This is a genomic window from Orbaceae bacterium BiB, assembly GCA_036251205.1.
Classification (GTDB): domain Bacteria; phylum Pseudomonadota; class Gammaproteobacteria; order Enterobacterales; family Orbaceae; genus Orbus; species Orbus mooreae.
Window position 1 is genome coordinate 229,265 of record CP133958.1, and the last position, 12,548, is coordinate 241,812.

A 12,548-nucleotide genomic window follows, 5' to 3' on the forward strand; every position below is an offset into this window, starting at 1 on the left:
TATTTATTTACCATTTCTAATGTTTCCCATCCTCCCATGGTTGTAACGGTCAACAAAAATTGGAGAGCTTCTTAGGCAGTTTTTAGTAAATTATGTGCAAATATCTTCTGCAGTACGTTTATATTTATTCTTTTTTTGTAAAAAAATTGATGTCTGTTTCAATTTCTAGCACTTCATATTCGTTGTTCGATATGAATATGTACTCCTTATATGACTCAAATATGACACCATCCCTCAGTTCACTTGATCTAATATCTTTGATTTTAAATTCAAACTCATACAAATTAAATGGATTCCCATCTAAGAAATAAAACATAACACCGTTTTCTTTTTTATATGTTATATTTACAGGATCGCCTTGCCATCTTTCTGAATAATTAAACGCGCTGGCATCACGATTATAATCATACTCCTTGACGCGCCTTTTACAAAGCCATTCACCCAACAACATATCCTCTGTGACTTGCTCTTTTTCACCACAGCCAACCAACAAAATGATTGATACAGAGATAACCATCAATTTTTTAAACATTACAATTTCCTATTCATTATTATTTTTAGAAATTATACATTTGTTTAGACGTAAAAAAACCGCAATTAAGCGGTTTTAATTAAACTATACAATGTTTTATTGGTTGACTACTCTAATTTGTTTGACATCAATTTCGACTGAATTCCAATCTTTATCAACCTCTCCCGTAATTTCAACTAAATCAGTCGGGGTTACGGTTTGTCCTCTCCATTCGTCACGATCAATCTCGACTTGAATTTCACCAGTACTATCTTTAAAGACATAATTGTCTTTAGTTAAACGTTGAGTGATATTACCTCGTAGTGTTACCCATGAATCATCAGGAAGATCCTTTGCTTGCGCAATAGTTACAGTTGACGTAGCGCCAGTAAATCCTGATTGTGTAACTGGGCCGCCAAATCCACCCTGCGGAGCAGGAGCTGCAATTGCTGCACCAGAAAGACCTAATGTTACAATTAATGCTAATGATGTTAATTTTTTCATATTTTTATCCTCGTTTATTTAAGCTTGATATGTTGTCTTTATGTAAGTTATTTAATCAAATAAATATTAAGAGAATATTAATTTTTTAAATTAATTTTATTAGAAGTAAATTTACAAGGTTTTCATTTGTTAATTTCTCTTATTGCTCAACTAAACAAACGTTTTTAATGTGTAACGGTATACTTTTCTTGGAGACATACTTAGCGGTATGATAAACCATCAACTAAGGAGATTACCCCGTGACAAGACAACTAAGTAGTGAATTTAAACGAGAATGTGCAGAGCTCGTTCTTAATTATGGTTATGCACATAAAGATGCAGCAAAAACAATGAATGTGAGTATTTCATCAATTGGGCGTTGGGTAACACAATATAGAAAAGAACGACAAGGTATTACGCCTAAAAGTAGTGCGCTGACCGCTGAACAAAAACGAATACAAGCTTTAGAAAAACAAGTTAAGCAGTTGCAAAGTGATAATCAGTTATTAAAAAAGGCTTCAGCCTTCTTCGCCATCGAAATGACAAGCAGCAACAAATAGCGTTAATACTGAAGAAGGCAGGAAATGAAACCGCTCAAATCTGTCGGTGTTTATCATTAGCACCGAGTACTTTTTATTATCGAATTAAACATCGCGCATGTAAATTAATGAATACTAGGCTTGAAATTGCCATAAAATCAATTCATAACGAAATGGACGGTATATATGGAAAAAGAAGAATGTTAGTTGAACTGGTTAAAAAAGGGTTTAAGCTTGGTTTAGATAAGGTCCGACGCTTAATGCGAAAATTAGGCCTAGTGGCTAAAAGGACTAAACAGCATTCCTATCCTCGTGGCGGTAAATCATCGCTACTGGCACCCAATCATTTAAATCGACAATTTAATCCAGCAACGATTAATCGCTATTGGTCTGGCGATATTACCTATATTCGGACAAGGCAAGGTTGGCTCTATCTGGCTGTCGTGATGGACCTATGCTCTAGGCGTATTGTTGGATGGGCCTTTTCTGAAAAGCCAAACAGTTTACTGACGGTTAAGGCACTAAACATGGCGATACAGCGTCGAAAAGGAAAATGCCCTACCTTATTTCATTGTGATCAGGGGATTCAATATCGTAGTGAACAATTTCAACAGTTATTATCATATCATCAAATTACCTTTAGTATGAGTAGAGCTGGAAATTGTTTAGACAATGCCGTTACTGAACGATTTTTTAGATCATTAAAATCAGAAAGAATTAATTATCGAGATTATATAACAAGAGAGCAAGCGATGGGCGATATTATTGATTATATCGAACCGATTTATAATCAAAAACGAAGACATTATAAACTTGGATTTATTTCACCAGCAGAATTTGAACATAATTTACTAAAAACTGCCTAAGAAGCTCTCCAATTTTTGTTGACCGTTACACCCCTGAGCTTTGATTTCGTTGATATGTTTTTCACTCTCAAGCTCTTTGATTCTGGCTTGGAGTTGTTCGACGTCTTTATAATTTACCCAATGCCCATCATTGCATTTAGTAACATTACTTGAGTTTCCGTTAGCGGAAGTTATTTTATATCGTTCAACCTCTTTCACTTAATCACCTCTATTGACATAATTAAAAGGGTGGTAGCATTTCAATACTTAACATTACATAACCTTTCTGTAAGTAAGTTTCATCATCAAAAATATGTGTTATATAGAAATCCCAACAGCGACCAGTAAATTTTTTCCCATCCCATTCTTTAAGCGTTAACGTGTCGCCAACTTTATAATCTCGGTCGTTATAACGCAGTTCGGCTTTCTTTTTGTCGTTCCAAACATCCTCATAATTTTGAGGTAATATCTTAAGTTCGTGAATCATTTTTCAATCTCCATGCTTGATAATATGTGAGCGATAACATCTACCGTCCAGCCGTTGAATATCTACGTGTAGCAAATGCTGTATGAACGATATCCATATCTGAGTGATTACATCCAGAATGCGCTCCGGCGGTTAAACATCCTGACTTATGCTGACTTGATTTTATACACCCTTTTTTTGATATGATTTGATAGGGTGAGTCCCATTCCACTGCTTACTGCCAAAAGGTGAGTTTAAACCACCGACTCTTAAGCATTTTGATTTTTCTCTAACTTTTACTCCGATAGGGCAATCTGGCAAATTTTCGAGAATATCCTTTAATAAAATTCCTTTATCTTTTGGCTGTTCAAACTTCCAGTTAGCCCAATATAAACGCTTTCTATTTTGAGCTGATACTAAGGCGCTATTAATCATAATCGGCTCAACTCCAACCACTGACGTTATTACATTCTCAAACTCTTTTTTCATGCGAACATTTTCGAGTAAGAATTTAACTTTCGGATTAATTGATTGGGCGTGCGATAATATTTCAGCAAATCGGAAGAATAAAGCAGAACGTTTATCATCAAACGCTAATTGTTTACCGGCAAAAGAAAAACCCTGGCAAGGTGAACCTGCAAAGATCAAATCAATACTTGACCAATCAATATTCCAGCTTTCCCAATTATTAATATCGCCCATTCGGATAATATCCGGGTAGTTATTTTGACTAACTTGAATTGCGTATTTATCTATTTCACTAGCGTAATATTTATCGACTTTAATATTTGCACGATCGAGAGCAACTCGACCAGAACTTATCCCATCAAACAGGCTTAAAACGTTCATTGTTATATTCCTCAGAAAATAGTAATCGCGCTGAAATTAATCAGCGTGATAAGTTTAGGTTAATTAGTAGGTTAGGGGGTAGGTAGTTATCAACAGATATTGGGGATTATCCAAAAATGAATAACAGGTCGTTATCAATTATTTTTAAGCATGATTGGCATTCATAAACTTTAGATAAGCACCATTTGCATGGTGACGATATATGGCAACTGCAACAGTTTATTAAGCCTAAACTTAGTGAATACGCCAGATGTAAAGCTACGGCATCCCCACCACAATTACATTTAATAATGTCATCTTCCATAATTCACTCCAAAATTTAGTTGTTAAAAAACTGCACCAGGCGGATTATTGTGGTTGTAATGAGTTGAGAGCTTCATTTTTATGAATGTGAAGTTTGCAGGATTGTTTAGCTTGTTTCTATCAGCAATATTCTGCTTGCACTTATAACCACATGTATTTGTTCTACGCCAAGTTAGATCGTTCATTCTTTCTGTGCGATAAAATGTATTGCCGCATTTTGTGCAGGTTTTAGAATTCATTCTCTTGCTCCAGTTGTTTAATTAATATATGATCTACAGCCTTCGTTAAGTGAAGCTAGACCTGAAAATAATAAATTATGAAAAATAATAAATTATCTAATAAAATAGCTATAATTGTATGCGTTCCATTTCTTATTATTGGAGGGGCATATTTTATTTATCATGAGTGTGTTTTAAAAGAGAAAGATATTTCAGGCATTATTTCGTTGATTTTTATGTTTTTCGTTATGTGCGGTATTTATTTTTTGTTGAAAAAAGGCTTTTCAATAATGAGTATAAAAATTCTTATTCTATTTATTTGTGCTGTACTATACTATTTTTTATAGGTAATTTATTTAATTGCTAGCATCACGCCAATTTAGTTTAGTCATTTTTAACTCTCTTAGCTGTAAACTCTGGAACTGGTCTTAGCTCAATACTAAAAGTACCAACAGATTCACCATCGATTATTAACTCCATATCACAAGGAAATGAATCGTACGCTAAATTTCTTTGTGCATGCCAAAGTGAAATATTTTCAGCTATTGTTTCGTAATCATGCTCACTTAATACTCCCATCCATGTGTCAAGTTCACATTCGTACCCACGTAATCCTTCACCATCTATATCATATTCAATCTTATGCATCTAAACCTCTCTATAATTAATAAAGGCTCATTGAGCCTTATTGTTAGCTTAGTTCTTTTATTAATTGCTCGTAATACTCTTGAGCCAATTCCGATTTAACTTTAATTTTTTGAATGATTGATTCATCACGGACAAAGGATAGGGTAGTAACTCGTTTGATTAGTGGTATAGCTTCCACTAAATCAATTAGTTTTGTTCGATCTTCATATGGCGATAGCATTTCTTCTGACGGAGGAAATAACCAAAAATCAATATCAGCTTTCTCTACATCATAGAGCCACATGTATCCTTGCACCTGAATATCATAACCAGATTTTTTTGCTTTAATCTCCGCTTCATCCTTAAAGAACGGGTGAGTGCCAATATCCCATGAGTTTTTTATATCGATAATTAAGTTATTTTTCTTATCTAATACGTCACATTCACCAGTGATCCAATCATTATTAATTCGACCTTCATGTTTTTGATAGTTCTGATTGCGTAAAAAACCGCTAGCTTGAATCGCTATATCTTCAAGAAAATTACCTTTTTCGGTATATTTGTTACCGTCAAAACTTTCATAATTAAAGAGGTCTAATTTTGCGACCTCTCGAATGTGTGATTTGGCTGTATCCGATAGTTTATTAGCCCCGTCTTTTGATCTGCCCACATTTTAGTGGAGAGTTATTTTCAAATTATTAAATCATTTTTTCTTCAAATTGAACAGGTGATAAATAGTTTAAATATGAATGTTTTCTTACTCGGTTATAGTAAACCTCAATGTACCACAAGATCATCGATTTAGCTTGTGCCATATTTTCTAGTTTGTGTCGGTAAATCCATTCTGTTTTTAAGGTATGGAAAAAGCTTTCAGCCACCGCATTATCCCAACAGTTACCTTTGCGACTCATACTACACGTTAAGCCATAAGCCGTTAATATAGCTTGGTAATCATCGGAACAATACTGGCCACCACGGTCACTATGAACAATCACTTTACTCGGATAGCCCCGATGAAGCAAAGCCATAGTTAAGGCTTGACAAACTAGCGTGCTTTCCATATGCAGATCCATCGCCCAGCCTATGATTTTACGAGAGTAGAGATCAAGTACAATCGCGAGGTATAACCACTGTCCGTTCACTTTAATGTAAGTTATATCGCATACCCAAGCTTGATTAGGTGTGTCCATGGTAAAGTGCCTATCTAAAATATTTTCAGCGACCGGTTTGTTGTGGTTACTGTCCGTTGTTTGTTTATACTTTTTGCGTTGTTTTGCTTTAAGGTGAAGCTTGTGCATTCGTCGACGAACTCGTTCACGTGATAAACAATAGCCTTCCTCCAAAAGTTCGACATGTAAACGCCGATAACCATAGAGATGCCGATGATCTTCAAATAGTGTTTCAATCTTTTTGTCAAGCTGCTGATTAAACACTGTTCTCTGAGACGGTAATCGCTTTAAATAGGCATAGTAACCACTACTTGACACGTCAAATAGATGAAATAAACGACGCTTAGATAGCGTGTTTTGCTTTTTAATAAATTCGTACCTGGCTATTTCAGGCTCGCAAAGTACTGAGCGGCCTTTTTTAGGATATCGATCTCCTTTTTACGTAGCTCAAGCTCGTGATAGTCTAGTTTTTTATTTGATTTTATCGCTTGATGGGTTGGTTTATTCATCGTTTGGTACATCCAATTACAAAATGTTTTGTAATTTATACCTAAATCATTGGCTGTTTGTCGATAAGTTTGTTCGCTATTTAGGGCTAAATTGATCGCTTCTTGTTTAAATTGGGGATCGTATTTTTTACTCATTTGAGACTCCTTTTTTGTTACTAAAAAGTCTCCATTAAACTAGGAGCACATCATTAATTATCGAGATTATATAACAAGAGAGCAAGCGATGGTCGATATTATTGATTATATCGAACCGATTTATAATCAAAAAAGAAGACATTATAAACTTGGATTTATTTCACCAGCAGAATTTGAACATAATTTACTAAAAACTGCCTAAGAAGTTCTCCAATTTTTGTTGACCGTTACAGGTTCTCAGCTAATAGAACTTTAGATAAATGGTCAGAGCTAAGATAAGGATATTAAAAATGAAATATTACAAAGATAAAAACAATCAAATTTGGGCGTATGAAGATAATATCCCTGAGTTTGGCAGTTATACCGAAATTGAAACTGTAAATGATGAAGAAAGCGAGACTGTAATAGAAAAGGTTTACCCTGAATTTACTGTGAAAGAGGGTTTAATTGCAATAATGGAAGAAGAAGCTAATGAAATTAATGCTAAAAACCAAGCAAAATTAGAGGGAAATGCTGAGATTTATATCCCGCAAGTATTAAGTCGGTTCCAAGCGTTAACCGTTTTAAAGCTCACTAAAATCAACGAAACGACGACTCTCTATCAAGCCACTGATGATTATATTAAATCACTCGACGGTGATACGACAAAAGAAATTGTCATTCAAACAGCATGGGAGACGGCGAGTGAATTTCGTCGAGATTCTACGCTCATAAACACGTGTAAAGAAATGTTCCATTTAACGGATGAACAAGTTGATGAAATGTTTATTCACGGTTCGGAGATAACTGCATAAATACTTTAAATAATTGTTTGTTATTTTTTTAGTGCTATTCTATATAGGATATATTAATAATCCAAAAAGAAGGCTTTATTATGAATGAAATTAAAATATCTCGTTTTGTTTGTTTAGTCATGACATTATTTCCTGCTTTATGGGGAGTATTTAGTCTTTTAAATAATATTTCAGGTTTTTCTGGAACGGTTCAGTATGCTGTTACTCCTCTTTTAACAATGCAAAATACTTCAAATGATCCTGCATTTATGTGGAGAGCAATTAATATTGATTGGGTACCGACAGTTGGATTAATTGCTATTACAACTATTGAGGGGTTAGGTGGAATATTTGGTTGTATTGGATTGATAATGATGGTTAAAAACTTTAATAAATCTTATACGTTATTTAGCAAGGCAAAAGCTTGGGCATTGCTAGGTGCTTCATTCGCCGTTTTAGTTTGGGGGGTTGGATTTATGGTGGTAGCCGGTGATTGGTTTATGGCTTGGCAGGCTAAAGAAAACCCATTAAATACTCAACTAGGAGCAATGTTATATGCCTTGCCTTGTATGTTGACTATTGTAATTTTATTACTACAAAAAGAGACTAAAGTATAATTTCTATTAGCCTATCTTTTTTAAAGAATAAGATAGGCTAAAAGGTTGGAGATAAGAGCATGAGTAAAAACTATGGAGCCCCAGTAAGTACTTTTATAAGTTAGTTATTGCACTTGACCAGCTTTTTAATGTGATATTATGTGGCTGGACTGATGAAACTTTATCAAGTCGTTCGTATCGTTTAGCAAACCTTGCAGACTGTAAAAAGAAACGTTGGATTATTGCTGAGAAAGTGATTAATTTTATTTTCTTTTGGCAGAAAGATCACTGAAAAGCATCGTATGAAGCAGAGCAGAATAGAAAGCACTCACCACATAACAACTTGCTATAAACATTGCTCATGTGTTGTGATTAACGTCATGATACATGAGTTTTATTTTGATTAAATTAGCGAGTTGAATGAGTGTCAAAAATTTCAAAAAAAATAAACTAAAAAATATAAATTCTATGAGAGAGTTTTACCCCAAGAAAAAAATATAAATATTAATAATTAAGGAAAATCGTTGCCGTTAAAGGTTTTTGAGTGGTACGCCCGAGTGAACTCGAATCACCGACCCCCACCATGTCAAGGTGGTGCTCTAACCAACTGAGCTACGGGCGTATAAAAAAGAACATTTACTATAGGCGCAAATATTAACGTTGTTCGGCGTTTCTAGCAAGTAAAAAAAATAAAAATAGCTTAAATTTTCAACTGTTGAACTTTTTTGTTGATAAAACAAACAGTTTCATCATGATTTATCACTATTTTTATTGTTAAACCGCTACTATAAATTATTTATCAGCTTGTTTTAGTATTTTGTCTATCGGTTGTTTTTGGATATAGAACATGCGTGCTATTAATAGAACCGCAGCGCAGGATAATCCAGCAATGATACCCGTCCAAAAACCAGCGGCCCCCATTGGTTTTGTGATTAGGTCAGTCAACCCTAAAATATAACCCAACGGCAAACCTATAATCCAATATGAGATTAAAGTTATAACAAGAATGCTTTGTGTATCTTTGTAGCCACGCAGAACATTACTCGCCGTTACTTGTAAGTAATCTGATAGTTGATAAATTGCGAGTAAAATGATGAGCTGCATGCATAACGTAATAATCACTGGATCTCGAGTAAACCATGAAATTAAAAAGTTTCTAAACACGATCAGTAATAAAGCAATAACTAGTGCGCTGACTAAAGAGATCATCAAACTGATATAAGCGGATTGTCTAGCTAATGATGGTTTTTTATTTCCTAGTAAATAACCAACACGGATGCTCGTTGCAATTCCTAAAGATAATGGAATTGCAAAAGTCATACTGCTTAAGGTAAAGATGATCTGGTGCGCCGATACAGTTTCTTTACCTAATGGCGCTATCATTAAAGCAATAATTGCAAATAGACTCACTTCAAAAAAGTAAGCCAAGGCAAGGGGAATACCTAAAACAGTAATTCGTTTAATAATCGATTTATTAAATAGTTGGGTAAAAGGTGTTTTTTTAATATCTCTTTGACTACCTGTAAATAGTGTAAAGCATTTAATTAAAATAAACATTAACCAAAAAACAATTGCTGCTGTTACGCCACAACCGACGCCACCTAACTCAGGGAAGCCAAATTTGCCATAGATTAACACATAGTTAATTGGAATATTAGCAACAAGGGCGAAAAACATAATATACATCGAAGGTTTAGTATTGGATAAGCCTTCGCATTGAAAACGGTAAACTAAATAAAACAGGAAACCAGGAACACCCCACATAATAGCGCGCAGAAAATGCACTGCAACATACATCATTTCAGGATCTATCGGATTATCTGGGCTATTACGTAGCAAAATTATCTTATCCGAATTATATAGAAACACCATCATGATCAATGATAGTACTGATGCAATAACCAGACCTTGCCGAGTATGATCAGCTATTTGATTACGTTTTGCTGCGCCATTTAGATTAGCAATAATCGGAGTCAAAATTGATAACAAACCTTGACCAAATAAAATAGTTGGTAGCCAAATCGATGCCCCAATAGCAACACCAGATAAAGCCGCGGCACTATAATGTCCAGCCATAATGGTATCAACAAAGGTGATCCCTGTTTGTGCAAGCTGCGCTATAATTACAGGCATAGCGAGCTTGATGATAATTTTAATCTCTTTGCTATAAATCTGTTTCATATTATGACTCGGTTGTTACGCTACCCCAAAGATCATACTCATCTGAATGTTCAATTGATACATTCACAATGTCACCAACTTTGACAGAGAACTCTTCATTGAGATAAACGACGCCATCAATTTCTGGAGCATCAGCCATACTACGACCAATAGCACCTTCTTCATCAACTTCATCAATTAGTACCGGTAATGTTTTACCTATTTTACTGGTTAGTTTTTCAGTTGAAATAGCTTGTTGTAACTGCATGAATTGATGATAACGCTCTTGTTTTACCTCTTCTGGTACTTGATTTGGTAAATTATTAGCCGCGGCACCTTCTATGGCACTGTAAGTAAAGCAGCCGACACGATCAAGTTTTGCTTGATCTAAAAAGTTAAGTAACTGTTCAAAATCACGCTCTGTTTCACCCGGGTAACCGACAATAAATGTTGAACGTAAGGTAATATCTGGACAAATATCACGCCATTTATGGATGCGTTCTAATGTTCTTTCAATTGAACCTGGTCGTTTCATCGATTTCAAAATAGCTGGGCTAGCATGCTGTAATGGTACATCAAGGTAAGGAAGAATTTTACCCTCAGCCATGAGCGGAATTAAATTATCAACGTGTGGGTAAGGATAAACATAATGTAATCTAACCCAAATTCCTAGAGAGGATAGTTGTTCACTGAGAGATTGAATATCACTTCTTACTGGTGAGCCATTCCAAAAACCTGTACGATTTTTAATATCGGCACCATAAGCAGAGGTATCTTGTGCGATCACTAAAAGTTCTTTGACCCCACTATCAGCAAGACGTTTAGCTTCATCAAGAACATTACCAATCGGACGGCTAACCATATCGCCACGTAGTGATGGAATAATACAAAATGTACAACGGTGATCACAACCTTCTGATATTTTTAGATAAGCGTAATGTTTTGGTGTTAATTTAACACCTTGCGCTGGAATTAAGCTGGTATAGGGATCATAAGTTGGTTTAGAAACATATTTATTAACATGGCTTAAAACTGCTTCATAACTATGTGGTCCGGAAATTTCCAAAACTTTAGGATGAATTTTACGGATTTGATCTTCTTTGGCTCCGAGACAACCGGTAACAATGACTTTACCATTTTCATTTAGGGCTTCACCAATTGCTTCAAGCGATTCTTGAACTGCGCTATCAATAAAACCACAAGTATTTACGATAACTAAATCGGCATTATCATAGCTAGGTACAACTTGATAACCTTGGGTTCTAAGTTCGGTAAGAATTCTTTCTGAATCAACAAGGTTTTTAGGGCAGCCAAGGCTGACAAATCCAATAGTGGGAGTAATATTCATCATAATAAAATAATCTGCAAGTGAAGAGTAAAAGTTGTTTAAAATCAACAATCTAAGGTGTGTAACTATGGGCGCTATTTTAGCATAGAAAAAATCAGTTAACTAATGATTTTTATGTTGTATTTTTGGTATTTCAAGTTGAATCAATAAGTGTATACTATTTTTTCACTATAATGATACTTTACAGCAAAAAAATAACGAATATCAGTCTAAACTTAAGTAATAAAAAAACCGAAAATGATTTTTCGGTTTTTGATACTTAAACGGATTAAAAGCTATTTTGCTGCTGATTAACTTATAGCTCTTTAGCGTGTTGTTTTAGGTAACTTGCTACTCCATCAGGACTATCTTTCATGCCTGATTTACCTTTAGTCCATTGTGCAGGACATACTTCGCCGTGCTCTTCGTGGAACTGGAAAGCATCAACAATACGTAACATCTCATCAATGTTACGACCAATTGGTAAATCATTAATGGTTTCATGACGAACAATACCTGATTTATCAATAAAGAAAGAGGCACGAAGTGCTACACCTGCTTCAGGATGTTCAACACCATAAGCTTGCATAATGGCGTGTTTGATATCCGCAACAATAGGGAATCTTACTGCACCAATTCCGCCTTTATCTTGCGGAGTGTTACGCCATGCATTATGAACAAACTCAGAATCCATTGATACGCCAATCACTTCAACACCACGTTTTTTAAACTCTTCTAAACGATGGTCAAAAGCAATAATTTCTGATGGACAAACAAAAGTGAAGTCCATTGGCCAGAAAAATACAACTGCATATTTTCCTTTAGTGGTATTTGCAAAATTAAAGTTGTTAACAATTTCGCCATTTCCTAATACTGCAGATGAAGTAAAATCAGGTGCTTTACGTGTAACTAATGTCATTACATATCTCCTTATATTTTATTTACGTTTATTAGCTTTACAAACATAAACTTCGAATTGATCAATATCAATATATCGAGGCATTATAACAACCAATCTCATGAGATAAAACCAATTGA

17 protein-coding genes and 1 tRNA gene are annotated in these 12,548 nt (G+C 34.9%); 5 read left to right on the forward strand and 13 right to left on the reverse strand.

The annotated features are described in order from the left end of the window. Window positions 1-124 precede the first annotated feature (124 nt). Together RHO11_01025 and RHO11_01030 are read right to left on the reverse strand one after the other, a co-directional pair. Window positions 125-532, reverse strand: coding sequence for a hypothetical protein (locus RHO11_01025; GenBank protein WVD61741.1), 408 nt, complete (start codon window positions 530-532; stop codon window positions 125-127). 96 nt (window positions 533-628) lie between these two features. Beyond that, window positions 629-1,015: a YgiW/YdeI family stress tolerance OB fold protein gene (locus tag RHO11_01030; protein ID WVD61742.1), complete on the reverse strand. Its 387-nt coding sequence runs from the start codon at window positions 1,013-1,015 to the stop codon at window positions 629-631. A 239-nt stretch (window positions 1,016-1,254) separates the two neighbouring features. Here RHO11_01030 and RHO11_01035 point away from each other — a divergent pair, with 239 nt between their 5' ends. Together RHO11_01035 and RHO11_01040 are read left to right on the forward strand one after the other, a co-directional pair. Further along, window positions 1,255-1,554, forward strand: a complete 300-nt coding sequence (locus RHO11_01035) for a transposase (GenBank protein WVD61743.1) — start codon at window positions 1,255-1,257, stop codon at window positions 1,552-1,554. Between the two features lie 5 nt (window positions 1,555-1,559). Further along, complete coding sequence (locus RHO11_01040; protein ID WVD62830.1) at window positions 1,560-2,399, forward strand: IS3 family transposase; 840 nt, start codon at window positions 1,560-1,562, stop codon at window positions 2,397-2,399. Here the strand turns inward: RHO11_01040 and RHO11_01045 are convergent. From RHO11_01045 to RHO11_01075, 7 genes are all read right to left on the reverse strand, one after another. Beyond that, window positions 2,385-2,597 carry a hypothetical protein gene (locus tag RHO11_01045; GenBank protein WVD61744.1) on the reverse strand — a complete coding sequence of 71 codons (213 nt, stop codon included), beginning with the start codon at window positions 2,595-2,597 and terminating at the stop codon, window positions 2,385-2,387. The two genes, RHO11_01040 and RHO11_01045, sit on opposite strands and share 15 nt — an antisense overlap. 22 nt (window positions 2,598-2,619) lie before the next feature. After that, window positions 2,620-2,865, reverse strand: a complete 246-nt coding sequence (locus RHO11_01050) for a DUF3850 domain-containing protein (protein WVD61745.1) — start codon at window positions 2,863-2,865, stop codon at window positions 2,620-2,622. A 162-nt stretch (window positions 2,866-3,027) separates the two neighbouring features. Continuing rightward, entirely contained in the window at window positions 3,028-3,693 is a 666-nt protein-coding gene (locus RHO11_01055) for a DNA cytosine methyltransferase (GenBank protein WVD61746.1), read from the reverse strand. Window positions 3,694-4,598: 905 nt separating this feature from the next. After that, on the reverse strand, window positions 4,599-4,862 hold the full coding sequence (locus RHO11_01060; protein ID WVD61747.1) for a hypothetical protein: 264 nt from the start codon (window positions 4,860-4,862) through the stop codon (window positions 4,599-4,601). A 43-nt stretch (window positions 4,863-4,905) separates the two neighbouring features. Continuing rightward, on the reverse strand, window positions 4,906-5,511 hold the full coding sequence (locus RHO11_01065) for a hypothetical protein (protein WVD61748.1): 606 nt from the start codon (window positions 5,509-5,511) through the stop codon (window positions 4,906-4,908). Between the two features lie 28 nt (window positions 5,512-5,539). Continuing rightward, a complete protein-coding gene (locus tag RHO11_01070; protein ID WVD62831.1) occupies window positions 5,540-6,397 on the reverse strand; it encodes an IS3 family transposase in 858 nt (285 codons plus the stop codon). After that, the gene (locus RHO11_01075) at window positions 6,394-6,654 is read right to left on the reverse strand and encodes a transposase (GenBank protein WVD61749.1); all 261 of its coding nucleotides are present in this window, start codon (window positions 6,652-6,654) and stop codon (window positions 6,394-6,396) included. Before RHO11_01075 ends, RHO11_01070 begins: the two co-directional genes overlap by 4 nt. Before the next feature lie 70 nt (window positions 6,655-6,724). Here RHO11_01075 and RHO11_01080 point away from each other — a divergent pair, with 70 nt between their 5' ends. The 3 genes from RHO11_01080 to RHO11_01090 all read left to right on the forward strand — a co-directional run bounded on the left by RHO11_01080 (window position 6,725) and on the right by RHO11_01090 (window position 8,044). After that, window positions 6,725-6,856 carry an IS3 family transposase gene (locus tag RHO11_01080; protein ID WVD62832.1) on the forward strand — a complete coding sequence of 44 codons (132 nt, stop codon included), beginning with the start codon at window positions 6,725-6,727 and terminating at the stop codon, window positions 6,854-6,856. Between the two features lie 88 nt (window positions 6,857-6,944). Continuing rightward, window positions 6,945-7,448, forward strand: a complete 504-nt coding sequence (locus RHO11_01085; protein WVD61750.1) for a hypothetical protein — start codon at window positions 6,945-6,947, stop codon at window positions 7,446-7,448. A gap of 80 nt (window positions 7,449-7,528) precedes the next feature. Then, window positions 7,529-8,044: a DUF2165 family protein gene (locus tag RHO11_01090; GenBank protein WVD61751.1), complete on the forward strand. Its 516-nt coding sequence runs from the start codon at window positions 7,529-7,531 to the stop codon at window positions 8,042-8,044. Window positions 8,045-8,568: 524 nt separating this feature from the next. On the opposite strand, the gene RHO11_01095 is transcribed toward RHO11_01090, so the two are convergent. From RHO11_01095 to RHO11_01110, 4 genes are all read right to left on the reverse strand, one after another. Next, a tRNA-Val gene (locus RHO11_01095) sits at window positions 8,569-8,645 on the reverse strand. A 170-nt stretch (window positions 8,646-8,815) separates the two neighbouring features. Further along, a complete protein-coding gene (locus RHO11_01100) occupies window positions 8,816-10,204 on the reverse strand; it encodes an MATE family efflux transporter (GenBank protein WVD61752.1) in 1,389 nt (462 codons plus the stop codon). A 1-nt stretch (window position 10,205) separates the two neighbouring features. Further along, on the reverse strand, window positions 10,206-11,534 hold the full coding sequence (gene rimO, locus RHO11_01105; GenBank protein WVD61753.1) for a 30S ribosomal protein S12 methylthiotransferase RimO: 1,329 nt from the start codon (window positions 11,532-11,534) through the stop codon (window positions 10,206-10,208). 292 nt (window positions 11,535-11,826) lie between these two features. Next, window positions 11,827-12,429 carry a peroxiredoxin C gene (locus tag RHO11_01110; protein ID WVD61754.1) on the reverse strand — a complete coding sequence of 201 codons (603 nt, stop codon included), beginning with the start codon at window positions 12,427-12,429 and terminating at the stop codon, window positions 11,827-11,829. Between the last annotated feature and the right edge of the window lie 119 nt (window positions 12,430-12,548).

Coding starts and splice junctions, on each gene's coding strand:
- RHO11_01085 (WVD61750.1), top strand. CDS start 6,945: ATGAAATATTACAAAGATAAAAACAATCAAATTTGGGCGTATGAAGAT.
- RHO11_01100 (WVD61752.1), bottom strand. CDS start 10,204: ATGAAACAGATTTATAGCAAAGAGATTAAAATTATCATCAAGCTCGCT.
- RHO11_01110 (WVD61754.1), bottom strand. CDS start 12,429: ATGACATTAGTTACACGTAAAGCACCTGATTTTACTTCATCTGCAGTA.
- RHO11_01090 (WVD61751.1), top strand. CDS start 7,529: ATGAATGAAATTAAAATATCTCGTTTTGTTTGTTTAGTCATGACATTA.
- RHO11_01030 (WVD61742.1), bottom strand. CDS start 1,015: ATGAAAAAATTAACATCATTAGCATTAATTGTAACATTAGGTCTTTCT.
- rimO (WVD61753.1), bottom strand. CDS start 11,534: ATGATGAATATTACTCCCACTATTGGATTTGTCAGCCTTGGCTGCCCT.
- RHO11_01050 (WVD61745.1), bottom strand. CDS start 2,865: ATGATTCACGAACTTAAGATATTACCTCAAAATTATGAGGATGTTTGG.
- RHO11_01075 (WVD61749.1), bottom strand. CDS start 6,654: ATGAGTAAAAAATACGATCCCCAATTTAAACAAGAAGCGATCAATTTA.
- RHO11_01060 (WVD61747.1), bottom strand. CDS start 4,862: ATGCATAAGATTGAATATGATATAGATGGTGAAGGATTACGTGGGTAC.
- RHO11_01055 (WVD61746.1), bottom strand. CDS start 3,693: ATGAACGTTTTAAGCCTGTTTGATGGGATAAGTTCTGGTCGAGTTGCT.
- RHO11_01025 (WVD61741.1), bottom strand. CDS start 532: ATGTTTAAAAAATTGATGGTTATCTCTGTATCAATCATTTTGTTGGTT.